Genomic DNA, 23,378 nt, shown 5'->3' with positions numbered 1-23,378 from the left:
AGGTACATTTGCGCCATGGCTGTCGTGAACTGCCGGGAGACGCCGCCCCGGCCCCTGGACCCGCATCGTGTGGTCGCGCTGGTCGCCCCGAACCAGGAGTTGTATCCGGTCACGTCGGCGTCGGCCGTCTTCGGGTACCACGGGCCCGACATTCCGCAGCACTACGGCTTCAGGCTGTGCGCCGAGCGGCCCGGGTCGCTCACGACGACGCTCGGCGTTCCCGTCCAGGTGGACGACGGGCTCGAAGCCATCGACGACGCCGACACCGTGCTCATCGCGGGCTGGACCATCCATCCGACGCCCGCCATCCTCGACGCGGTGTCACGGGCCCATTCCCGGGGCGCCCGTGTCGTCGCCGTGTGCGCCGGAATCTTCATCCCGGCCGCGCTCGGCCTGCTGGACGGTCGCAGCGCCTCCGTCCACTGGGAACTCGCCGCCGACTTCGCCGTCCGCCATCCCCGCGTCGTCCCGGACGACACCGTCATCTACATCGACCACGGTGACGTCGCGACAGCCGGAGCCTCGGCCGCCGCCCTGGACCTCTGCCTCCACCAGGTCCGCCGAGAGCACGGCGCGGCCCACGCCATGCGGGTCGGACGACAGTTCGCCGCTGGTCCACATCGTGAGGGCCGCCAGCGGCAGTTCCCTCCCCTCCCGACCAACGGCCCCATGCCCGACTCGCTGGCGCCGCTGCTCGAATGGCTCCTGGCCCGTCTGCCCGACCAGGTCACCGTCCAGGACATGGCCGCCCACTCGGGGGTCTCCGCCCGCACCCTGACCCGCCAGTTCACCGACCAACTGGGCGTCCCGCCCGCCCGCTGGCTGCTGGAACGCCGCCTCGCCGCCACCCGCGCCCTGCTGGAGGAGACGGACCTGCCCGTCGAGACCATCGCCACCCGCGTCGGGCTCTCCTCGGCGGTCAACCTCCGCCGCCGATTCCACACCGCCCTGCGCACCACCCCGGCCGCCTACCGCCGCTCCTTCCGCTGACGGCCGTGGTCACAGGGTGTTCTTGTGGACGCGGCCGTCCTTGATGATGACCTTGAGGGTGGTGGCGGGGTCGCCGAGGACGCTCAGGTCGCGGGTCGGGTCGCCGTCGACCAGGAGGAGGTCGGCCCAGGCGCCCTCGGCGACGACGCCCAGCCGGGCCAGGTGCGGCGCCGTCCCGAACGCGGCCTCGTCGGCGATGGTCGGGATCTGGTAAGGGTCCCGAGGGCCGGACTTGCGGAACAGTTCGGCGTTGCCGGACGTGGCGATCCGCAGCCCGGTCAGCGCGCTGCCGGTCAGCCCGGCCAGACGGGTGAGCATCTCACTTTGCAGGGTGGACTTGGACGGGGCCAGAAGGAGGTCCGTGCCGAACGCGAGCCGCACCCCGTGGTCGGCGGCCCAGCCGAAGAGGCGCTCCACGCCCCGGCACACCTCCCGGTTCTTCGCGGCCGACGCCGGGTTCGCGTAGGCGTGGTCGGACTCGGCGAACGGCTGCGTGGACAGCCAGATCCCGTGGTCGGCCATGAACCTGACGTCGTCCTCATCGGCCAGGTGGGCGTGCTCGATCACCTGCACGCCCGCCTCCACCGCCCGGCGGATCCCGGCCCCCGTGTACACGTGAACCGAGACGTAGGTGCCCCAGTCGGACGCGGCCCGCACCCCGGCGCGCAGTTCGTCGGCGGTGTACTGCATGACGTCCAGGTGGTCGTAGGCGGACGCGACGCCGCCCCCGGCCATCATCTTGATCTGGGACGCGCCCTTCTTCAGCTGTTCGCGCGCACCGGCCAGCACCTGGGACGTCCCGTCGGCGACCCGCATCATCCCAAGGCTCTCGGCGCGGCTCTGGGTTCCGCCGAGAATCGTCGGCACGTCGTAGACCATGCCGAAGTCGCCGTGCCCGCCGGTCTGGGAGAGCGCCGCGTTGCTCGGATAGATCCGGGGGCCGGGCAGCGCGCCCGCGTCGATCATCCGTTTGAGGTCTCCGGTGTCGCCCGCCATGTCGCGCACCGTGGTGAACCCGCGCATCAGCATCGCCTCGGCCTCGGCGGCGCCCTTCAGGTAGCCGACGCCCGCGCCCCCGAGGAGCAGTTCCTCCTGAGTGGCACCGGCTAGCAGGACGTGAGCGTGCGCATCGCTGAGCCCGGGAATGAGCGTCCGGCCGCGGCCGTCGATCACGGTCGCGTCCGCCGGGACGGGCGGCGGGTCCCCGGATCCCACGTGCTTGATCTTGGTGCCCTCGGTCACCACATGCCCGGTCCGGACCTGGTCGCTCAGCCCGTCGAAGATCCGCGCGCCACGGATCACGATCACGCCGGTGGGACGCCGCTCGCTCATGACCGGCGAATGCCCGCGCGCCGGGCGCCGGATAGCCGCCCGGCGGAAGCCTTGCCTCCAGCACAGACGTATCTTTGCGAGCCGCCGCCGGGGTAACAGGATCGTCCCTTGACAACCGCGCGGACGGAACCGTACGGTTCGCGTGATTCACGGTTGCCCGAGGGAAATCCGGTGAGATGCCGGTGCGGACGCGCCACTGTATCCGGGACGACGATCCCGGGAGCCAGGTCGCTCGGGCGGCCGCGACCTCATTGTCCGGGACGCGCCAGATCCCCTGCGGAGGCACCACTGTGAGCACGCTGTCGGCTCCAGGCAACATTCCCCTTCCCCGTTTCGTTCCATGGCTGCTCGCGGTTCCCGTGCTGCTGCTGATCGGCTACCTCGTCCTGATGGACAACGGTGCCGTCTCGCAGACCGGCGGGTACCTGCACGAGTTGATGCACGACGGGCGGCATCTGCTCGGCGTCCCCTGCCACTAGGGCCGCCCTGTGATCCGAACCCTGCTGGTCAGGGGCCTTTTGCTGGGCCTGCTGGCCGGGCTCGTCGCGGGCGCGTTCGCGTTCGCCGCGGGCGAGCCCAGAATTGATGACGCGATCGCGTTCGAGAACGCCGCCGCGGCCGAGCACGCGCACGACCACGACCACGCGCACGACCTTGGCAAGGCCCATGCGGAGCATGAGCACGGCGACGAGGCGGAGGTGAGCCGCACCGGTCAGAAGGCCGGGCTCTTCCTCGCCACCGGCCTGTACGGGCTCACCGTCGGCGGCGTGTTCGCGCTCGTCTACGCGGCGTTGCGCGGACGGGTCGGGCCCCGGTCGGACGGCGGGCTCGCGCTCGCCTCCGCCGGGACGGCCTTCGCCGCGGTCATCGTCGTCCCGTTCCTGAAATATCCAGCGAATCCCCCCGCCGTGGGCGATCCCGAGACCATCACCAGCCGGACGCTGCTCTATCTGGCGATGGTCGGTGTCGGATTGTTCGCGGCGGTGGCCGCCGTGACGGCGGCGAGGCGCGTCACCGCCGGGCCTTGGGAGCGTGGCGCGGCCGCCGTGGTCGCCTTCCTCGTCCCGGTCGTGGTGGCGTCGCTGCTGCTGCCCGGGGTCAACGAGGTGCCGGACGGGTTCCCCGCGAGCTTGTTGTGGGAGTTCCGCATCGTCTCCTTCGGCACGCAACTGGTGTTCTGGGCGGCGTTCGGTGTCCTGTTCGGGTGGGTGTGCGACCGGGCCCGGCGTCCTGCCGTGCCCGCCTGAGCGAGGTGCTGTTCGTCCGGCACGCGACGTCGGCGGGGATGCGAGAGGTTCGCTTCCCCGCCGACGACTCCGCCGACGGCCCGGCCGACGCGAGCGGGCTGGCCAGGGCGAGGCTTCTGGGCGGGACGCTGCCGCGCGACGCCGAGGCGTGGTCGTCGCCCGCCCGCGCCGCGCGGGAGACCTGTGCCGCCCTCGGTCTCGACGCCCGGCCGGTCGCGGCGCTGGCCGAAGCTGAGTGCGGGCGCTGGGCGGGCGTCCCTTACGCGGTGGTCGCGGAGAACGAGCCGGACGCGCTCGCCTCGTGGCTGTCGGATCCGCGCGCCGTCCCGCATGGCGGGGAGAGCCGCGCCGACCTCGCGGACCGTGTCGCCGACTGGCTCGGTAGCGGCGCGTCGGGGATCGCGGTCTGTGACGCGGGGGTCATCCGGGCCGCGCTCGCCCACGTTCTCGGTCTGGACGTCATGGCGGCCGATCGTTTCGACCTCGCGCCCCTGTCCACGACCCGGCTCACCTCCGCCGGGGGCGGCTGGCGGGTCGCCCACGTCAATCGGAAGGTTCCTGCTTGAACACCACCTTTCCCTTCAGCGCCGTCGTCGGCATGGACGACCTGAAGCTGGCGCTGCTGCTGAACGCCGTGTCTCCGCGCGTCGGCGGGGTGCTGGTGCGCGGCGAGAAGGGCACCGCGAAGTCGACGATCGTCCGCGCGCTGGCCGCGCAACTGCCCGCCGTGGACGTCGTCGCGGCGTGCCGGTTCGCCTGCGACCCGGCCGCGCCGGACCCGTCCTGCCCGGACGGCCCGCACGACGGCGCGCACGACGTTCCGGCGGTGCGGCGTCCGGCCGCGCTGGTGGAGCTGCCGGTCGGGGCGTCCGAGGACCGGCTCTCCGGGTCGCTGGACGTCGAGCGGGCGCTGACCGAGGGCGTCCGGGCATTCGAACCGGGGCTGCTGGCGGCCGCGCACCGGGGCGTCCTGTACGTGGACGAGGTGAACCTGCTGCACGACCACCTCGTGGACCTGCTGCTGGACGCCGCCGCGCTCGGCACCTGCTATGTCGAGCGGGAGTCGGTGTCGGTCCGGCACGCGGCCCGGTTCCTGCTCGTCGGAACGATGAACCCCGAGGAGGGCGAGCTGCGTCCGCAGCTCCTCGACCGGTTCGGGTTGACCGTCGAGGCGCGGGCGTCGCGGGATCCGAGGGAGCGGGCCGAGGTCGTCCGGCGGCGGCTCGCGTTCGAGGCGGATCCGGTGGCGTTCGCCGCGCGCTGGGTCGACGCCGAGAAGGCCCTCGCGGACCACATCGCGCGGGCGCGGGACCGGCTGGGCGGTGTGCGGCTCCTCGACGAGCGGTTGGAGCAGATCGCGACGGTGTGCGCCGGGTTCGAGGTGGACGGGCTGCGCGCCGACCTCGTCACGGCGAACGCGGCGCTCGCGCACGCGGCCTGGGAGGGCCGGGACGAGGTGACGGCCGACGACGTCCGCGCGGCGGCCCGGCTGTCGCTGCCGCATCGCCGCCGCCGCGACCCGTTCGACGCGCCCGGGCTGGACGAGTCGCTGCTCGACGAGCTTCTCGACAACACCTCCCCGGAGGACGACGGCGGGCCCGATGACACGCCGCCGTCCGGTGGCACCCGTCCGGAGGGGGATGAGCCGTCGCCGGACGGTGGAGGCGAAACGAAATCGGACGGCGGGCAGGTGGACGGCCCGGGTGGCGGTGACAGCGTCGCGGCGGCTGCCGCCCCGCACGCGGTGCCGTTGTTGGAGGTGCCGGGCGTCGGCGATGGCGCGGCGGGTCGCCGGTCGCGGTCGCGGACGTCGCGAGGGCGGGTCACCGGGGCGCGGCGGCCGGAGACGCGCGTCCGCCATCCGCATGTGCTGGCCACGTTGCTGGCCGCCGCCCCACACCAGCGGGCGCGGGGCCGATCTGGCCCGGGGCTCGTGCTGCGCCCGGACGACCTCCGCGAGGCCGTCCGCGAAGGGCGCGAAGGCAACCTCGTGCTGTTCGTCGTGGACGCCAGCGGTTCGATGGCCGCGCGCCGCCGCATGACCACGGTGAAGACGGCCGTGCTGAGCCTGCTGCTGGACGCCTACCAGCGCCGCGACAAGATCGGCATGATCACCTTCCGGGGCCGGGACGCCGATCTGGTGCTGCCGCCGACGTCCTCGGTGGAGGCGGGCGCGGCGCGGCTGCGGGCCCTGCCGACGGGGGGCCGCACACCGCTGTCCGCCGGTCTGGTGCGGGCCGCCGAGGTGCTGCGCGCGGAGCGGCTGCGCGACCCGTCCCGGCGCCCGCTGCTCGTGGTCGTGACCGACGGCCGCGCCACGGCGGGCGGCGACGTGGACCGGGCGGCCGGTCTGCTCGCGGGCACGGCGGGCATCGTCGTGGACTGCGAGGACGGCCCGGTCCGGCTCGGGTTGGCGGGGAAGCTCGCCGTCCGACTCGGGGCCCGGCTGATTCCGCTGGGCGATCTCGACGGGATCTTCCGAGATCACCGGAAACACGAGCGCAGGAAGGCGGCCTGACATGCCCCAGGGGAAACCCGCGTCCGTCCCCGACGACGGACTCACCACTCGACAGCGCCGCAACCGGCCGTTGCTGATCGTCCACACGGGTCCGGGCAAGGGCAAGTCAACGGCCGCGTTCGGGATGGCGTTGCGGGCGTGGAACCAGGGCTGGTCGATCGGGGTGTTCCAGTTCGTGAAGTCGGCGAAGTGGCGCATCGGTGAGGAACGGGCGCTCCGGGTGCTCGGCGACACCGGCGAGGGCGGTCCGGTGGCCTGGCACAAGATGGGCGAGGGCTGGTCGTGGATCCAGCGGCCGGGCACCGAGGACGACCACGCGGCGGACGCGCGCGAGGGCTGGGCGCAGATCAGACGCGACCTGGCCGCCGAGACGCACCGCTTCTACGTCCTGGACGAGTTCACGTATCCGCTCAAATGGGGCTGGCTCGACCTGGACGACGTGGTGGAGACGCTCACGTCCCGTCCCGGCGACCAGCATGTCGTCGTCACCGGACGGGACGCGCCCGACCGGCTCGTCGACGCCGCCGACCTGGTGACGGAGATGGGCAAGGTCAGGCATCCGATGGACGCGGGCCAGAAGGGCCAGAAGGGCATCGAGTGGTGACACCCCGGCTGGTGATCGCGGCGCCGTCGTCCGGAAGCGGGAAGACGACGGCCGCGACCGGGCTGATCGCGGCGTTGCGGTCGCGCGGCCTGACGGTGTCGCCGCACAAGGTCGGCCCCGACTACATCGACCCCGGCTACCACGCGCTCGCGGCGGGACGCCCCGGTCGCAACCTCGACCCGTGGCTGGTCGGCGAGGAACGGATCGTCCCACTGTTCCGGCACGGCGCGGACGGCTGCGACATCGCGGTCGTCGAGGGCGTCATGGGAATGTTCGATGGGCGCGACGAGACCGGGTTCGCCTCCACCGCGCACGTCGCGGAGCTGCTCGCCGCGCCCGTGGTGCTGGTCGTGGACGTGGCGGCGCAGAGCCGGTCGGTCGCGGCGCTCGTGCACGGGTTCGCGACGTTCCAACCGGGCGTGCGGCTCGGCGGCGTCGTCCTCAACCGGGTCGGGTCCGACCGGCACGCGGAGCTGTGCCGGGACGCGCTGGAGGCGACGGGCGTGCCGGTGCTCGGCGCGATCCGGCGGGACGACGCGGTGGTCACGCCGTCCCGGCACCTGGGGCTGATCCCGGCGTCGGAGCGGGGGACGGAGGCCGTGCGGGCAGTGGAGCGGCTCGGCGAGCTGATCGGGAAATCCTGCGACCTGGACGCTCTGCTGCGGCTGGCACACACCGCTCCCCCACTGCCCGGCACGCCGTGGGACCCGTCCGAGCAGGTCGTGTCGGTGGCGAGCGGGCCGGTCGTCGCGGTGGCGGGCGGCGCGGCGTTCACCTTCGGCTACGCCGAGCACGTGGAGCTGCTGCGCGCGGCGGGCGCCGACGTCGCGGTGTTCGACCCGCTGCGGGACGAGGCGCTCCCGGACGGGACGGCCGCGCTCGTCCTCGGCGGCGGGTTCCCCGAGGTGCACGCCGCCGAGCTGGCCGCGAACGCGCCGCTGCGCGAGCAGGTCGCGGCGTTCGGCGGGCCGATCGCCGCCGAGTGCGCCGGGCTCCTCTACCTGTGCGAGGAGCTGGACGGTCAGACGATGTGCGGCCGGGTGCCGGGACGCGCCACGATGACGTCCCGGCTGACCCTCGGATACCGGGACGCCGTCGCGGTGGCGGAGTCGCCGCTGACCCGTCCCGGCGAACGGTTCCACGGGCACGAGTTCCACCGGACGACCCTCACCACCGACGCGCCGCCGCTGTTCCGGTGGCAGAACGGCGGCGACGGCTACGGCGACGCCCGGATCGCCGCGTCCTACCTGCACCTGCACTGGGCGGGGCATCCGGAGGCGGCTCAGCGGTTGGTGTCGTCCTCCAGGTCACCCTCGGACTTGAGGTAGGCGTCTTGAAGGCCCTGGAAGATCTCCGGATCGGGGTGCTCCCACATGCCGCGCTCGGCCGCTTCCAGCAACCGTTCGGCGATGCCGTGCAGCGCCCATGGGTTCGACTGCTCCATGAACGCGCGGTTCTCCTCGTCCAGGACGTAGGCGGCGGTGAGCCGGTCGTACATCCAGTCGGCCATGACACCGGTCGTCGCGTCGTAGCCGAACAGGTAGTCGACGGTCGCGGCCAGCTCGAACGCGCCCTTGTAGCCGTGGCGGCGCATCGCGGCCAGCCACTGCGGGTTGACGACGCGGGCACGGAACACCCGCGCGGTCTCCTCCGACAGGGTGCGGGTGCGGACGGCGTCCGGACGGGTGCTGTCGCCGACATACGCCTCCGGTGCCCGACCGGTCAGCGCCCGGACGGTCGCGATCATGCCGCCGTGGTACTGGAAGTAGTCGTCGGAGTCGGCGATGTCGTGCTCGCGGGTGTCGACGTTCTTGGCCGCCACCGCGATCCGCCGGTAGGCACTCTCCATGTCCGCGCGGGCCGGGACGCCGTCGAGGTCGCGGCCGTAGGCGTGGCCGCCCCACACCGCGTACACCTCGGCGAGGTCGGCGTCGTCGCGCCAGTTCCGGCTGTCGATGAGCGGCAGCAGCCCCGCCCCGTAGGCACCCGGCGCGGACCCGAACACGCGCAGGGTCGCGCGCCGATCGTCGCCGTGCTCCCGGACATCGGCCTGGACGTGGGCACGGACGTAGTTGTCGTCGTCCGGTTCGTCGAGTTCCGCGACGAGCCGGACGGCGTCGTCCAGCATGGCGACGACGTGCGGGAACGCGTCCCGGAAGAACCCGCTGATGCGGACGGTCACATCAACGCGAGGCCGCCCCAGCTCGGCGATCGGAACGGGCTCCAACGCGGTGACGCGGCGGGACGCCTCGTCCCAACTGGGGCGGACGCCGAGCAGCGCCAGCACCTCCGCGACGTCGTCGCCCGCCGTGCGCATCGCGCTAGTCCCCCACACCGACAGGCCCACCGAACGCGGCCATTCGCCGTGGTCGTCGCGGTACCGGGCCAGCAGCGACTCGGCCATCGCCTGCCCCGTCTCCCAGGCGAGGCGGCTCGGGACGGCGCGCGGGTCGACCGAGTAGAAGTTCCGGCCGGTCGGCAGCACGTTGACCAGACCCCGCAACGGCGACCCACTCGGCCCGGCCGGGATGTACCCGCCGTCCAGGGCGTGCAGGACGTGGTCGATCTCGTCGGAGGTCCGGTCCAGGCGCGGGACGACCTCCGTCGCCGCGAACTCCAGGACCCGGGTCACAAGGTCACGGCGCTCGTCGGAAACCTGCCGAGCGACCTCGGGAACGGCGGCCACGGCCCAGCCTTCGTCCTCCATGGCCTGGACGAGGGCGCGGGCGGCGGACTCGGCGGCGTCCACATCGCCGAGCGCCGCGGAGCCGTCCTCGACGAGGCCGAGCGCCTCACGCAGGCCGGGGAGCGTCTCCCGTCCCGACCACAACTGTCGGGCGCGCAGCATGGCCAACACCAGGTCGACCCGGGTGGACCCCTGCGGCGCCTCGCCGAGCACGTGCAGGCCGTCGCGGATCTGCGCGTCCTTCACCTCGCACAGCCACCCGTCGACGTGCAGGATGAAGTCGTCGAACTCGGTGTCGTGCGGGCGGTCGTCCAGGCCGAGGTCGTGGTCGAGCCGCGCGGCCTGGATCAGCGTCCAGATCTGCGCGCGGATCGCGGGCAGCTTCGCCGGGTCCATCGCGGCGATCGTCGCGTGCTCGTCGAGGAGCTGTTCGAGGCGGGCGATGTCGCCGTAGGACTCCGCCCGCGCCATCGGCGGGACCATGTGGTCGACGAGCACGGCGTGCGCGCGGCGCTTGGCCTGCGTCCCCTCGCCGGGGTCGTTGACGAGGAACGGGTAGATCAGCGGCACGTCGCCGAGCGCGGCGTCGGTGCCGCACGACGCCGACATGCCCGCCGACTTGCCGGGCAGCCACTCCAGGTTGCCGTGCTTGCCGACATGCACGATCGCGTGCGCGCCGAACTCCTCGCCGAGCCACCGGTAGGCGGCCAGATAGTGGTGGCTGGGCGGCAGGTCCGGGTCGTGGTAGATCGCGATGGGGTTCTGCCCGAAGCCGCGCGGCGGCTGCACCATGACGACGACGTTGCCGGACCGCAGCGCCGCGAGCACGATGTCGCCGTCCTGGACGAACAACTCCCCGGGCGGCGGCCCCCAGTGGCGCTCCATGTCCGCGCGCAGATCCTCGGGGAGCGTCCGGTACCAGCGCTCGTACGACGCGGCGGAGATCCGCACGGGATTGCCCGCGAGCTGCTCCTCGGTGAGCCAGTCCTCGTCCTGCCCGCCCGCCGCGATCAGCGCGTGGATGAGCGCGTCGCCGTCCTGCTCCTCGACGCCGGGGAAGCCGTCGCCGAGGTCGTGGCCCGCGTCCGCGAGTCGCGCCAGCAACCGGACGGTGCTCGCCGGGGTGTCCAGTCCGACGGCGTTCCCGACACGCGAGTGCTTCGTCGGATACGCCGACAGCATCACCGCGACACGACGGCCCGACGGCGGCGTGTGCCGCAGCCGCCCGTGCCGGACGGCGATCCCCGCGACCCGCGCGGCCCGCTCCGGGTCGGCGGCGTAGACGGTGAGACCGTCCTCGCCGGTCTCCTTGAACGAGAACGGGACGGTGATGATCCGGCCGTCGAACTCGGGGATCGCGACCTGCGACGCGGCGTCCAACGGCGAGAGCCCGTCGTCACTGGCCTCCCAGTCGGCGCGGGACGTCGTCAGGCAGAGACCCTGGAGGATGGGGACGTCCAGCTCGGCGAGGGCCCCGACGTCCCACGCCTCGTCGTCGCCGCCCGCCCCGGCCGTCGCGGGCCGCGTCCCGCCCGCCGCGAGCACGGTCACGACCAGCGCGTCCGCCTCGGCGAGCGTGCCGAACAGCTCGGGCTCGGCCGTGCGCAGCGACGAGCAGAACACGGGCAGGGGCCGTCCGCCCGCGTCCTCGATCGCGGCGCACAACGCCTCCACGAAAGCGGTGTTCCCGGCCATGTGGTGCGCGCGGTAGTACAACACCCCGACCACGGGCCCCTCAACGTCACGGACATCGCGCTCAAGCCGCCCCCACGTCGGCGTGGGCGCGGGCGGCGCGAACCCACGGCCGGTCAGCAACACGGTGTCCGACAGGAAGGCGTGCAGCTCGACCAGGTTCGCGGGCCCACCGTGCGCGAGGTAGGCATGCGCGTCGGCGCACACACCACCACTGACGGTCGACAACTCCATCAGCTCCGCGTCAGGCGCCTGCTCACCGCCCAGCACAACAACGGGCCTGGGCCCCGCGAGCAACGCGTCGAGCCCGTCCTCCCAGGCACGACGCCCACCCAGCAGCCGCACCACAACAAGATCAACACCTTCGACCAGCTCCGCCAGGTCGTCCACGGCAACCCGAGCGGGATTGCCGAGCCGATACTCGGCACCGGACGCACGCGCGCTCAGCAGATCGGTGTCAGATGTCGAAAGCAACAGAACCGCGCGCTCCTCAGCGGACACGGCGCATCCTCCCCCTGGGGTCCTCGCCCCGGTCGCGGGTATCGCGACGGCAGGAGTCTCCTGGCTTCCGGATCAGTGCTCGCCCCGGCCTTCCCGTCCACAAGGGACAGTGGCCTAAAGCGGGGTTCGCTCCCCGGTCACAGTGGCGGGACCGTGCCGGATTTTCACCGGCTTCCTCCCATTGCCATCGTCTGGGCAGAAGCGTACGACAGCGGAGACCGCGTGGAAACTGTGACTAATGTCCGGGCGGGGCGGTCGGGGCCCGATGCTTGTCCCGGGGCGTTGCGGACGCACGACGCCGCCGATGGGCCGTTGGCACGGGTGCGTACGCCGGGTGGGGCAGTGACGTCCGCGCAGCTCGCGGTGCTTGGCGCCGCCGCACGTGAGCTGGGGCTGGATGTGATCGAGCTGACCTCGCGAGGCAACATGCAGGTGCGCGGCGTGCGCGCCACTGAGCGGCTAGCGGTGCTTCTCGCGAACGCCGGGTTGCTGCCCTCGGCATCGCACGAGCGGGTGCGCAACATCGTCGCGTCGCCGCTCGGCGGGCGTGGGCCGCGCGGAACGCTTGCGACAGATCCGCTGGTGGCGGCGCTCGACCGGCGGCTGTGCGCCAACCCGCGGTTGGCCGGGTTGCCGGGACGGTTCCTGTTCGCGTTCGACGACGGCACCGGCGATATAGCCGCGTTGGACGCCGATGTCGCCTATGGCCCCGCCGGGTTTCGGTTGGGCGGGACGCCGGTTGATTTGGCGGGCGGGGAGGATCCGGTGGGAACGATGCTCGCTGCGGCTGGGGCGTTCCTCGATGTGCGAGGGGACGCCTGGCGGCTGGCGGAGGTGCCGAACGGTGCGTCGGTCGTCGCCGCGCGGCTCGGCCGGACGGTGGCGGGTGAGGGCCCGGTACGTGCGGAGGGCGCGTCGCCGTTCGCCGGGGTGATCGAGCAGCGTGACGGGCTTGTTTCGCTTGAGGTCGTGCCGCCGCTGGGGCGGTTGTCGGGGGCGCAGGCCGAGGTGCTCGCGGAGGTCGCCGGGGAGGTTCGGGTGACGCCGTGGCGGAGTGTCGTGCTGCGCGACCTGGCTCCGGGCGAAGTGCGGGCTACTGCGGAGAGGTTGGCGGCAGCGGGATTCGCGACTGATGCCGCGTCGCCGTGGGTCGGTGTCACGGCGTGCACGGGGAGCCCTGGTTGTGCGCGGTCACGCGGCGACGTTCAGGGCGAGGCCCGTGGGTGGGTCGGGGGGTTGGACGGTGCCCCTGAGACGCCCGTGCACTGGGTGGGATGCGAACGGTGCTGCGGGACGCCCCGCGGCCCGGTCGTTCTGAAGATGGTGGGCGGAGCGGAGCGATGATGGAGTACGTCCGGGACGGCGCCGAGATCTACCGGCGGTCCTTCGCGACCATCCGGGCCGAGGCTGATCTGTCGGGTCTGCCGGACGATGTGGCGCGGGCCGCCGTCCGGATGATCCACGCCTGCGGGATGACGGATCTGGTCGACGATCTGGCCTGGTCTCCGAGGGTGGTCGAGCGAGCGCGGGCGGCGCTGCTCGGTGGGGCGCCGATCCTGTGCGACGCGCGGATGGTCGCGTCCGGGATCACTCGGGCACGGCTGCCGACAGATAACGAGATCGTGTGCACGCTGGGCGAGCCGGGCATCCCGGAGCTGGCGGCGCGGCTCGGCACCACGCGGAGCGCGGCGGCGCTGGACCTGTGGCGCGACCGGCTGGACGGCGCCGTGGTGGCGATCGGCAACGCTCCGACCGCGCTGTTCCGGCTGCTTGAACTGGTCGAGGACGGCGCGGGACGTCCGGCGGCGGTCATCGGGATTCCGGTCGGGTTCATCGGCGCGGCCGAGTCCAAGGACGCGCTCGCCGCGAGCGGGCTCGACCATCTGACCGTGCGCGGACGGCGCGGCGGCAGCGCGATGACGGCGGCGGCGGTCAACGCCATGGCCAGTGAGGCGCAATGACGGCGGTGGAGCGAGGATCTCGGCGTCTCCCCTCCTGGGGTCGGGGGCGCGCCTCCCGGAAAGGTAGGGCGGAGTGATGGTCGGACGGCTGTACGGCGTGGGTGTCGGGCCCGGTGATCCGGAGCTGGTCACGGTGAAGGCGGTGCGGCTGATCGAGGCGGCGGACGTGGTCGCGTACCACTCCGCGCGCCACGGCCGCAGCATCGCGCGTTCCGTCGCCGCGCCCTATCTGCGTGACGGTCAGATCGAGGAGCCGCTGCTGTATCCGGTGACGACCGAAACAACCGATCACCCGGGTGGTTACCGGGGTGCCCTTGAGGAGTTCTACGCCGACTGCGCCGCGCGGCTCGCCGAGCATCTGGATGCCGGGCGCACCGTCGTCGTTCTGAGCGAGGGCGATCCCTTCTTCTACGGCTCGTACATGCACCTGCACAAACGGCTCGCGCCGCATTACCTGACGGAGGTGGTGCCGGGTGTGACGTCGCTGAGCGCCGCGTCGGCTGCCGCAGGCCATCCGCTGGTGGAGGGGGACGAGACGCTCACCGTCCTTCCCGGGACACTGCCCGGCGACGTGCTGGCCGAGCGGTTGCGGGGCGCGGACTCGGCGGCGGTCCTCAAGCTCGGGCGCACGTTCCCCAAGGTCAGGCAGGCGTTCGAGGACGCCGGACGCCTCGGTGACGCCCGCTACGTCGAACGGGCCGCGACCGACCGGCAACGGATCGCGTCGTTTGCAGAGGTCGACGCGGAAGACGTCCCTTATATGTCGCTGGCGCTGCTGACGAGCCCGGCGGAACAGTCGTTCCAGGCGCCACCGCCGGAGCGGCCGGAGGGGCCCGGCGGCGTCACGGTGGTGGGGCTGGGCCCGGCGGGGCGTCCCTGGCTCACTCCCGAGGCGCAGGACGTTTTGGCGTCGGCCACGGACCTCGTCGGCTATGGCCCGTACTTGGACCGGGTGCCCGCGAACGCGCGGCAGCGGCGGCACCCGTCCGGCAACCGGGTGGAGGCCGACCGGGCCCGGCACGCGCTGCTACTGGCTCGGGACGGGGCGCGCGTCGCCGTCGTCTCGTCCGGGGACCCGGGCGTGTTCGCCATGGCGGCGGCGGTCCTCGAAGCGGCGGCGGAGGACGAGTTCGCCGACGTGCCGGTGCGGGTCGTCCCTGGGCTGACGGCCGCGCAGGCCGTGGCGAGCCGGGCGGGCGCACCGCTCGGACACGACTTCTGCGTCCTGTCGCTGTCCGACCTGCTCAAGCCGTGGGACGTGGTGGAGCGCCGCCTCGCCGCCGCAGCCGAGGCCGACCTGGTGCTGGCGCTGTACAACCCGTCGTCCAGCCGCCGCAGGCACCAGCTCCCCGCCGCCCGTGACCTGCTGCTGAAACACCGCTCGCCCGAGACGCCGGTCGTGGTCGGACGCGACGTCGGCGGCCCTGGGGAGTGCGTCACCGTGACCACGCTCGGCGAGTTGGACCCTGAGCAGGTCGACATGCGGTGCCTGCTCATCGTCGGATCGTCGATGACCCGTATCACCGACCGGGGCGTGGTCTACACGCCGCGCCGCTATCCCTGAGCCCAGCGTGCCGCCTCCGCGAGGTCGCCGACCGTCCGGACGCCATCCGGTGGACTCGGACGGTCGACCATGATCACCGAGATCGCGGCATCGCGGGCGGCCGTGAGTTTCGCGCGGGTCAACTCGCCGCCGCTGTCCTTGGTCACGAGGACGTCGAGCCGGTGTTCGCTGATCAGCGCGCGCTCGCCGTCCACCGTGTAGGGGCCGCGTGCGACCAGCACTCGCACGTTCGGTGGGACGGGTGGTTCCGGCGGATCGACGGACCGGGCGAGGAACCACACGTCCGTCCGGGCGGCGAACAAGGGGATGCTCCGCCGCCCGGTCGTGAGAAACACACGGGCACCCGCCGGGAGGTGGGCGGCGGCATCTGGCAGGGACGGGACGCGCCGCCAGTCGTCCCCATCCTCCTCCGTCCAGCCAGGGCGGCGGAACGCCAGAAGCGGCACGCCCGTCGACCGTGACGCCGCCGCTGCCGACGCGCGCATCCGCTCCGCGAAGGGATGCGTGGCGTCCACCAGGCGGTCGATCCGGTGCTCGCGCAGCCACGCGGCCAGCCCGTCTGGGCCGCCGAAGCCGCCGATGCGCACCTCCCCCACGGGCAGGCGCGGGTCGGTGACTCGTCCGGCCAAGGACGACACAACCTGGACGTTCGGGGCGTCGGCGAGCCGGGACGCGAGGGCCCGTGCCTCCGCCGTGCCGCCGAGGATCAGGACGCGGCGCATCCCCGGTCCCGCTCGGCGGAGTACAGGTGGCTGCCGGGGAACGCCGACGCGGTCAGCACCCGTCCGACGACGATCACCGCCGTGCGCTTCACCCCGGCCTCCCGCACCAGGTCGGCGATGTCGGCGAGCGTGCCGCGCAGGATGACCTCGTCGGGACGGCTGGCGCGGGCGACGACGGCGACCGGGCAGTCCGCGCCGTAGTTCGGGAGCAGCTCCGCCACGACCTGCTCTATGCGCTGGACGGCCAGGTGCAGCACCATCGTGGCGCCGCTTCGCCCGAGCGTCGCGAGATCCTCGCCGTCCGGCATCGGGGTCGCGCGCGCGGATGTCCGAGTCAGGATCACCGTCTGCCCGACGCCGGGGACCGTCAGCTCCCGCCCGAGCGACGCCGCCGCAGCCGCGAACGCGGGCACGCCAGGGACGATCTCGTACGGGACGCCTTCCGCTTCGAGCCGCCGCATCTGCTCGGCCACGGCGCTGTACACCGACGGGTCGCCGGAGTGCAGGCGCGCGACGTCGAGGCCGCCGTGGTGCGCGGCGGTCAGTTCGGCGACGATCTCGTCCAGCGTCAGGTTCGCGGTGTCGACGAGCCGGGCGCCGTCCGGGCAGGCGTCCAGCAGTTCGCGCGGGACGAGCGACCCGGCGTACAGGCAGACCGGTGCTGCCTCCAGGGTCCGCAGGCCGCGCACCGTGATGAGGTCGGCGGCGCCGGGGCCAGCCCCGATGAAGTACACGGTCATGGGTGGTCCTTCCAGGTCGTCCAGAGGGTGACGGGCATCGCGGGACGCCAGCCGGTGAACCCGCCGAGTGGCGCGGCGCGCTCGACGCCGACGCGGACCAGGTCGCCGCCATGAACGCGACGGGCCTCGGCGACCCGGACCTCCGATTCGAGGGTGACGGCGTTCGCGACGAGCCGTCCGCCGGGCTTCAGCGCGTCCAGGCAACGCTCCAGCAGGCCGGGGACGGTGAGGCCCCCGCCCACGAACACGGCGTCAGGGGCGGGCAGGCCGTCCAACGCATCCGGCGCCGAGCCCTCCACAACGCGCACGCCGGGCACGCCGAGGGCCCGCGCATTACGTCCGATCCGGGCGGCCCGCTCCGCGTCCCGCTCGATCGCAATGGCCGCGCACGACGGATGCGTCCGCGCCCACTCGATCGCGACACTCCCCGCCCCGGCGCCAACGTCCCAGAGCAGCTCACCAGGCAACGGCCCCAGGCGCGACAGCGTGATCGCGCGGATCTCGCTCTTGGTGATCTGCCCGTCATGCTCAAAAAGATCATCAGACAGCCCGGCCACCCGTGGCAGCGGAGCCGCATCAGCGCCCGGCAGGCACTCAACGGCGACGATGTTCAACGCGGAGTCCGCAGGCTCGTCCCACTCCCCCGCGACACCGCACCGCGCGCTCTCGCTCTCCGCCCCCAAGTCGCACAACACAGTCATCCGACTGGGCGCGAACCCCCGCCCGACGAGCAGCCTCGCGACGACCGCCGGGGCGTCACGTCCCGCACCGAGAACAAGAAGGCGGCGCCCAGGAGCAATGGACACGTTCAGCGTCTCCGCCGGTCGACCGACAAGACTGTGGACGTCCACCCGCTCAAGCGGCCACCCGAGCCGCGCACACGCCAACGACACCGACGACGGATGCGGCAGCACCCGAAGCCGTTCCGCGCCGACCAGCCCGGCCAGAGTCGACCCGATCCCGTAGAACATCGGATCACCGCTGGCCAGGACGACAATCGCGCGCCCCTCGTGCCGACGGATCAGCCCGGGAAGCTCCGGCAACAGCGGGGACGGCCACGCGACCCGCTCGGCGCCGCAGTCAGGCACGAGAGTGAGTTGGCGGGAGCTGCCGAACAGCACGTCCGCCTCACGCAACGCCGCCCGGGAGGTCTCCGGGAGCCCGTCCCACCCGTCCGCGCCAATGCCCACGACCGTGATGACCCGCGCGTCCACTGGCCTCCTAACCCAACATGCGGCGCCAAGCCTATACACGCCGTTCTGGGGGGTGTGGGGGTCGTCCCCCACAGAGGGTCCGTGCCGTTCTGTCACACTTACTCGGGTGAAGCGGCTGTTGCTCATCGGGATCGGCGCGGGCGACCCCGACCACCTCACCTTCCAGGCGGCCAAGGCCATCGCCGCCACCGACGTCTTCCTCCTGGTCGACAAGGGCGAGGCCAAACACGACTTGTCCCAGCTGCGGCACGACCTCATCGCCGCGCATGCCCGCGACCCGTACCGGATCGTCGAGGCCCGCGACCCCGAACGCGACCGCACCGCCCCCGCGTACACGGCCGCCGTCGAGAACTGGCGCTCCCGCCGCGCGCAGATCTACAAGTCGTTCATCACCGACGAACTCGCCGACGGTCAGACCGGCGCCCTGCTGGTCTGGGGCGACCCGGCCCTCTACGACAGCACCCTCGCCGCCCTGGACGAGGTCGAAGCCGAGTTCGAGCACGAGGTGATCCCCGGCATCAGCAGCGTCTCGGCCCTCACCGCCCGGCACCGCGTCCCCCTCACCCAGGTGGGACGCCCCGTCCACATCACCACGGGCCGCCGCCTCGCAGCCGAGGGCACCACCGCCGACGACGTCCTGGTCATGCTGGACGCGGCCTGCGCGTTCACCGAGGCGGCCGACGACTTCCACATCTACTGGGGCGCCTACCTGGGCACCCCGGACGAGATCCTGATCTCCGGCCCGGTCACCGAGGTGGCCGACCAGATCCGCGCCGCCCGCACCGAGGCCCGCACCCGCAAGGGCTGGATCATGGACACCTACCTCCTCCGCCGCACCCCACCCAACGCAGAATCCTGACGAAGAATCCCCTGCGGGATCAATCGCCTTGAAGATGAAGTTCCGTCGCGCGATCATCCTTGCATTCACGAGCCAGCCGGAGTATTTCCTCCAGAACGTCCCGAACTTGCCGATCACCCGAACGCGCCAGCTCCACCCCTATTTCAGAAATGAATTGCTCCATCTCTTGAGACGTAAGGATCAACGTTCGATAAGGGTCCACTCGGCTCAGCATCGGAAGCTCGCTCGCTTCGCATAGCCGGGCAAACCTGTCCCGTTCATCCGAGGCGGACTCCACATAGCTCAAACGTCGTCGCCTGGGGCTGGTCCCTTGCTGTTGAACGCGCATCAGGACTACGTGCACGCCCATGACGCCCCTCCCCGTACCCTCTCTGCTCACGCAGCCGGTCCTGATCAACGATGGTTTGCGGCGCCGGACCAGATTCACTGAGGCAACTCAGAAGCTCCGCAAAGCCATGCCCGATCAGCGTCGTCTCAATGATCGACCGACCACGCTTTTCCTCCACGTCCACGCTCAGTATGGAATTCGTCACTGCCTCGAGCGAGATGAACCCATCAGTCATCCACTCGCATGCGGCCGGGACGAGCTCGTCCAGAATGATTGGCGTCGACACACGGATCCACTCAGAATCCGGCTCGTCCATGATGGAGACAAAGACATACTCGAACTCGCATATTGAGCGTCCACACGACTGCGTCGCGTCCATGAGCTGACGTTTGACAGGCCAGCGCTGAATGAAGCGATCAGGAGAGCCACCGAGACGCTGGGCTCTTTGCGTCAAGCTCAGGCAGTCTCCATGGTCACACCAGTCTCCAGTCAAATACTGACCGTGAGCTTCGAAAACGTCTGCCACAGCGACACGCGCCTTAGCTGCTTTCCACTTCCATCGAGCCAGGGACGCTCGCCTCGAAAGATCACTCACAGCAATCCACCTTCACCTCATCGTACTTACATGGGTATTATTGCCTGCCAACTTGCTCAAGTCATCCGAATAATGGCGAGGCGCGAACCCTGCGCGGCCGACGCTGTCGGCCACTCCGCTTGGAGCGTTGGCCCTGGCCTGACCGGCGGGTCGGGCATACCAGGTCGAGCTTTCAGCCTCTTGCCGTCAACGGCGCGTTCGTGATCGTGATCGGCGACTTTTCGGACGCTCGGAATGTAGTGGGTCTGCCTGCATGGTGGGCGCCTGGACCGCGCCGCCGCCAACACTATCGGCGTCCCGGTCGACACTTCGGGTGCGGCCCGATTGGACAAATGTCCAAATGACATAGGTGACAGCTCGCCCTCTGACTTCTGGAATCCGCCGACCCTCAGCTACGCCGATACCGGGCTGACTCCCGGCAGCGACCATGCGTACGCCGTCCGCGTCACTGACCGCTTCGGGCACACCGTCCACCCCTGCGAGCGGCCCTGTCCAGAGTGGCCAGCCGCAATAGGGCCCTCCTCGTCGCCCGCCTTCGCAGTCTGAGCAGATCGTTCAAGACGGTTTGGGCTGGTCGTTGCGAGGGTTGCGTTCACGTGCGTTTGAGGAGGATCTGTGGACGTTCCCTTGCGGCTTTCCGCCACGGACATGCGGGAACTGGGGTATCAGGCGGTGGACCAGGTCGTCGACCATTTGGCGACCTTGCGTGAGCGGCCGGTCGGGGGGCCCTCGGACCGTAAGGAGATCGAGGCTCTTCTCGACGGCGGGCTCCCCATCGAGCCGGGCGACGCCTTCGAGGTCATGTCGGAGGCCGTGCGGCAGGTGCGCGACAACATCGTGCACACCGACCATCCGCGTTTCCTGGCGTACATTCCCGGTCCGAGCACCTATGTGGGGGCGGTGGCCGACTTCCTCGCGTCCGGGCTCAACGTGTTCGCCGGGCAGTGGCTGGTGGGGGCGGGTCCGGCCGTCATGGAGCGGATCACGATTGACTGGCTGCGGACGGTCTGCGGTTTCCCCGCGACCGCCGGAGGGCTGTTCGTAAGCGGCGGCACCATGGCCAATCTGGTGGCGATTCACGCGGCGCGCACCCGGAACGGCGACGGGCACGGGCACGGGGACGGGGACGGGGACGGGGACGGGGACGGGGACGGGGACGGGGACGGGGACGGGCTGGTGTACGTCACGTCCCAGACCCACGGCTCGATCCGTCAGGGACTCGGCTTCATCGGTTTCCGCCCCGACCAGATCAGGGTCGTCGGCACCGACGCCCACCAGCGGATGGACGTCGCCTCGCTCCGGAAGCACATCGCCCGGGACGAGCACGCCGGGCTGTGGCCCACCTGCGTCGTGGCGACGGCGGGCACGACCAACACCGGTGCCGTCGACCCTCTCGACGAGCTGGCCGACCTGTGCGCGGAGCATGATCTGTGGTTGCACGTGGACGGCGCGTACGGGGCCGCCGCTGTTCTGTCCGAGCGGGCCGGAGGGCTGCTCAGCGGGCTTGGACGCGCCGACTCCATCGCCCTCGACCCGCACAAGTGGTGGTTCCAGCCGTACGAGGCGGGGTGCGTCCTGGTCCGCGACGAGAGCGCGCTGCTCGACGCCTACAGCATGAACGCCGAGATTCTGCGGGAGACGCGGCACGGGTCCGCCCCGCTGAACTACTACGACATCGGGCCGCAGCTCACCCGCGGTTTCCGGGCGCTCAAGCTGTGGATGTCGTTCAAGACGTTCGGCCTGGACGGGTTCCAGCAGGCCATCGAGCACGGCATCGAACTCGCCGAGCATGCCGAGAAACAGCTCGGCGGCGACCGGTGGGAGATCGTCAGCCCGGCACAGCTCGCGATCGTCACGTTCCGTCCGCGCGTGCCCGGGGCGACGAAAGACCAGGTCGACGCCCTCACCCGCCGGATCGCGGCGGGCACGCTGGAGGACGGTTTCGCGCTGATCCTGACGACGGAGATCCACGGACGGCCGGTGCTGCGCCTGTGCGTCACCCACCCCGAGACCACGGCCCGCGACATCGAGGATGTGATCGCGCTGCTGGAGCGTCTCGCCGACGAGGCGTCCCGGCTCAGGCCCGGCGGTAGCGACCCGGCGTGACCCCGACGATCCGGGTGAAGTGCCGGTGCAGATGGCTCTGGTCGGCGAATCCGGTGCGCTGCGCGATCTCAGGCAGCGGCAGGCCGGTCTTCACCAGCGCGCGGGCCGCGTCGATCCGCCGGGACACCAGGTATTCGTGCGGTGCCACCACGGCGTCGGCGCCCTTCTCCCAGGGGATCTGCAACTCCAGGTTCGTCGCGTCCGACGGAGGCTTGTAGGCGTCCCACAAGACGAGGCTCTCGCCCGGCCCGAGAACGTGCTTGGCCTCCTGAAAAGCCATCATGCTGCACGTGCAGGGGCCATTCTGGGTGCTCAGCGGGTTGTAGCGCGTCTGCCGGGCGGAGTCGACGAGCGTGACGCCGCCGGTGGTCCCCATCCTCTGCGGACTCGGATCGGATCCGTCCGCGCGCGGCGTCAGGTCAGCCTTGTCGACCGCGAACAGGACGTCGGCGGACAACCGCACGGACCGGTCGTCGGCGTCGTCGGCGACCGACTGCTCCGCGCCCTCCGTGAGGGTCCGCAGGCCGAGGACCCTCGGCTTCCCCATGCGGACCTTGGCCGGGTCGAGCTGGGACGTCAGCGGCGTCACCGGAAGGTCGATGACGCCTGCCAGCATCGCGGTGGCACAGCCGGTCACGCGCCCTAAGTTTCTCATTGTTCGATGAACTCGATCTCGGGTTTCTCATCGGCGGCGAGCAGGAAGTAGCCCAGAAACGTCACACCCTCGATCTGATAGACCACCGAGCCGGTCTCGATGCTCCCGAACACCGGACCATTGTGCACATGCCGTCCGGCCGCGTGCCCCGGAGCGATGGTGATGCGCCGAACCTCGACCCGATGAGTGTTGTGGGGCTCTGCCAAGAACTGGTCCAGAACCGGCGACCGAACGACCGGCGAACCGTTCTCGGCATCGTCGGCAAGACGGTATTGCCATTCACCGGGCGCGATGCGGACGGTGTCACCGGCCCGAATGGCCGAGACGGCCCCGCCCCGGCCCTGCACACGCCCGATGCCGTGCGTGACGACGGCGTGGAGGCGGAGTAGCGCGAGGGTGCCCTCGATCGCCTGGTCGAAGGGGGCCGTGGTGTCCGCCGCGCGGGCCAGGACGTAGCCGCCCTGGAGGCAGGCGACGATCGCGGACGCGGTGGCGGCCGGGTCCAGGGCGGGGCTCAGCTCTCCACCGTCGACGCCCTCCCGCAGCACCTCGGCCAGCCGACCGCGCAACCAGGCGAAGGTCTCCTCGACCGGCTCCCGAAGCGCGGGCGTGGCCATGACGTCGGGGTCCTGGGTGAGCCTGCCGATGGGACAGCCCCGCAGGACGTCACGCTCGCGATGCAGATACGCGGCGACCCGCTCGATGGCGGTTCCGGGGGCGGAGAGCAGCTCGTCGGCCGCCGTCCGCAGGTCGTCGGCGGTGCGGTCGATGGCGGCGCGGGCGAGAGCCTCCTTGCTCGCGAAGTGGTGGTACATGCTGCCCTGCCCGGCACCCGACCGCTGCTGGATGGCCTTCGGGCTCGTCCCGACGTAGCCCCGCTCCCACAGCAGCTCACGGGTGCTCTCAACAAGCCGTTCTCTCGCGTTCACACACCTACTATACATACTAGTAGGTACAGAGTCATGGGCACGGGCCTGGCGGGCTATGCTGACCCGTGGTGGGGTGCCGCGTCGGAACGCCCCATCGGCCGACCGGGTCTCCATGGCGCATCGCGACTCACGCAT

General features: G+C 71.6%; 20 protein-coding genes and 1 riboswitch. Of the genes, 12 read left to right on the top strand and 8 right to left on the bottom strand.

Annotated features, from left to right (window positions below; genetic code table 11):
- Window positions 1-15: 15 nt before the first annotated feature.
- Window positions 16-990, top strand: a complete 975-nt coding sequence (locus ABD808_RS16800; protein ID WP_344897325.1) for a GlxA family transcriptional regulator — start codon at window positions 16-18, stop codon at window positions 988-990.
- 9 nt (window positions 991-999) lie between these two features.
- Here the strand turns inward: ABD808_RS16800 and ABD808_RS16795 are convergent, their stop codons facing one another.
- Entirely contained in the window at window positions 1,000-2,322 is a 1,323-nt protein-coding gene (locus ABD808_RS16795) for a metal-dependent hydrolase family protein (protein ID WP_344897322.1), read from the bottom strand.
- Between the two features lie 290 nt (window positions 2,323-2,612).
- Here ABD808_RS16795 and ABD808_RS16790 point away from each other — a divergent pair, with 290 nt between their 5' ends.
- The 6 genes from ABD808_RS16790 to ABD808_RS16765 are packed head-to-tail and all read left to right on the top strand — an operon-like array spanning window position 2,613 to window position 8,019.
- On the top strand, window positions 2,613-2,801 hold the full coding sequence (locus tag ABD808_RS16790) for a CbtB domain-containing protein (protein WP_344897319.1): 189 nt from the start codon (window positions 2,613-2,615) through the stop codon (window positions 2,799-2,801).
- A 9-nt stretch (window positions 2,802-2,810) separates the two neighbouring features.
- Window positions 2,811-3,569, top strand: coding sequence for a CbtA family protein (locus ABD808_RS16785; protein WP_344897315.1), 759 nt, complete (start codon window positions 2,811-2,813; stop codon window positions 3,567-3,569).
- The gene (locus tag ABD808_RS16780; protein ID WP_344897312.1) at window positions 3,527-4,135 is read left to right on the top strand and encodes a histidine phosphatase family protein; all 609 of its coding nucleotides are present in this window, start codon (window positions 3,527-3,529) and stop codon (window positions 4,133-4,135) included. Before ABD808_RS16785 ends, ABD808_RS16780 begins: the two co-directional genes overlap by 43 nt.
- Before the next feature lie 32 nt (window positions 4,136-4,167).
- The gene (locus ABD808_RS16775; protein WP_344897959.1) at window positions 4,168-6,087 is read left to right on the top strand and encodes a VWA domain-containing protein; all 1,920 of its coding nucleotides are present in this window, start codon (window positions 4,168-4,170) and stop codon (window positions 6,085-6,087) included.
- A gap of 1 nt (window position 6,088) precedes the next feature.
- Window positions 6,089-6,691, top strand: a complete 603-nt coding sequence (gene cobO, locus ABD808_RS16770) for a cob(I)yrinic acid a,c-diamide adenosyltransferase (RefSeq protein WP_344897309.1) — start codon at window positions 6,089-6,091, stop codon at window positions 6,689-6,691.
- Between the two features lie 8 nt (window positions 6,692-6,699).
- A complete protein-coding gene (locus tag ABD808_RS16765) occupies window positions 6,700-8,019 on the top strand; it encodes a cobyrinic acid a,c-diamide synthase CobB (protein ID WP_425548939.1) in 1,320 nt (439 codons plus the stop codon).
- Here ABD808_RS16765 and cobN read toward each other — a convergent pair.
- A complete protein-coding gene (gene cobN / locus ABD808_RS16760; protein WP_344897304.1) occupies window positions 7,974-11,570 on the bottom strand; it encodes a cobaltochelatase subunit CobN in 3,597 nt (1,198 codons plus the stop codon). The genes ABD808_RS16765 and cobN overlap by 46 nt on opposite strands.
- Before the next feature lie 31 nt (window positions 11,571-11,601).
- A riboswitch (cobalamin riboswitch) is annotated at window positions 11,602-11,808 on the bottom strand.
- On the opposite strand from cobN, the gene ABD808_RS16755 reads away from it, so the two are divergent.
- The 3 genes from ABD808_RS16755 (at window position 11,793) to ABD808_RS16745 (ending at window position 15,095) form a co-directional block, all read left to right on the top strand.
- Window positions 11,793-12,914, top strand: coding sequence for a precorrin-3B synthase (locus ABD808_RS16755; protein WP_425548932.1), 1,122 nt, complete (start codon window positions 11,793-11,795; stop codon window positions 12,912-12,914). (Overlaps the previous riboswitch by 16 nt.)
- The gene (locus ABD808_RS16750) at window positions 12,911-13,531 is read left to right on the top strand and encodes a precorrin-8X methylmutase (RefSeq protein ID WP_344897298.1); all 621 of its coding nucleotides are present in this window, start codon (window positions 12,911-12,913) and stop codon (window positions 13,529-13,531) included. Before ABD808_RS16755 ends, ABD808_RS16750 begins: the two co-directional genes overlap by 4 nt.
- Window positions 13,532-13,607: 76 nt before the next feature.
- Window positions 13,608-15,095 carry a precorrin-2 C(20)-methyltransferase gene (locus tag ABD808_RS16745; protein ID WP_344897956.1) on the top strand — a complete coding sequence of 496 codons (1,488 nt, stop codon included), beginning with the start codon at window positions 13,608-13,610 and terminating at the stop codon, window positions 15,093-15,095.
- Here ABD808_RS16745 and ABD808_RS16740 read toward each other — a convergent pair.
- From ABD808_RS16740 to cbiE, 3 genes are read right to left on the bottom strand one after another with little or no spacing between them, the layout of a single operon-like run.
- Window positions 15,086-15,817: a cobalt-precorrin-6A reductase gene (locus tag ABD808_RS16740; protein ID WP_344897295.1), complete on the bottom strand. Its 732-nt coding sequence runs from the start codon at window positions 15,815-15,817 to the stop codon at window positions 15,086-15,088. The genes ABD808_RS16745 and ABD808_RS16740 overlap by 10 nt on opposite strands.
- Window positions 15,802-16,557, bottom strand: coding sequence for a precorrin-4 C(11)-methyltransferase (gene cobM / locus ABD808_RS16735; RefSeq protein ID WP_344897292.1), 756 nt, complete (start codon window positions 16,555-16,557; stop codon window positions 15,802-15,804). Before cobM ends, ABD808_RS16740 begins: the two co-directional genes overlap by 16 nt.
- A complete protein-coding gene (cbiE, locus tag ABD808_RS16730; RefSeq protein WP_344897289.1) occupies window positions 16,554-17,771 on the bottom strand; it encodes a precorrin-6y C5,15-methyltransferase (decarboxylating) subunit CbiE in 1,218 nt (405 codons plus the stop codon). The genes cobM and cbiE overlap by 4 nt, the downstream gene beginning before the upstream one ends.
- A 106-nt stretch (window positions 17,772-17,877) precedes the next feature.
- Between cbiE and cobF the strand changes: the two genes are divergently transcribed.
- Complete coding sequence (cobF, locus tag ABD808_RS16725) at window positions 17,878-18,630, top strand: precorrin-6A synthase (deacetylating) (protein WP_344897286.1); 753 nt, start codon at window positions 17,878-17,880, stop codon at window positions 18,628-18,630.
- A gap of 257 nt (window positions 18,631-18,887) precedes the next feature.
- Here cobF and ABD808_RS16720 read toward each other — a convergent pair whose 3' ends face one another.
- Window positions 18,888-19,337: a hypothetical protein gene (locus ABD808_RS16720; protein ID WP_344897284.1), complete on the bottom strand. Its 450-nt coding sequence runs from the start codon at window positions 19,335-19,337 to the stop codon at window positions 18,888-18,890.
- A gap of 831 nt (window positions 19,338-20,168) precedes the next feature.
- Between ABD808_RS16720 and ABD808_RS16715 the strand changes: the two genes are divergently transcribed.
- Entirely contained in the window at window positions 20,169-21,659 is a 1,491-nt protein-coding gene (locus ABD808_RS16715; RefSeq protein WP_344897281.1) for a pyridoxal phosphate-dependent decarboxylase family protein, read from the top strand.
- Here the strand turns inward: ABD808_RS16715 and ABD808_RS16710 are convergent.
- Both ABD808_RS16710 and ABD808_RS16705 read right to left on the bottom strand, forming a co-directional pair.
- On the bottom strand, window positions 21,631-22,296 hold the full coding sequence (locus tag ABD808_RS16710; protein WP_344897279.1) for a helix-turn-helix domain-containing protein: 666 nt from the start codon (window positions 22,294-22,296) through the stop codon (window positions 21,631-21,633). The genes ABD808_RS16715 and ABD808_RS16710 overlap by 29 nt on opposite strands.
- Before the next feature lie 14 nt (window positions 22,297-22,310).
- The gene (locus ABD808_RS16705; protein WP_344897276.1) at window positions 22,311-23,243 is read right to left on the bottom strand and encodes a TetR family transcriptional regulator C-terminal domain-containing protein; all 933 of its coding nucleotides are present in this window, start codon (window positions 23,241-23,243) and stop codon (window positions 22,311-22,313) included.
- Between the last annotated feature and the right edge of the window lie 135 nt (window positions 23,244-23,378).

The organism is Actinomadura meridiana, from assembly GCF_039537545.1.
Classification (GTDB): Bacteria; Actinomycetota; Actinomycetes; order Streptosporangiales; family Streptosporangiaceae; genus Spirillospora; species Spirillospora meridiana.
This window is presented reverse-complemented; position numbering and strand designations above follow the sequence as displayed.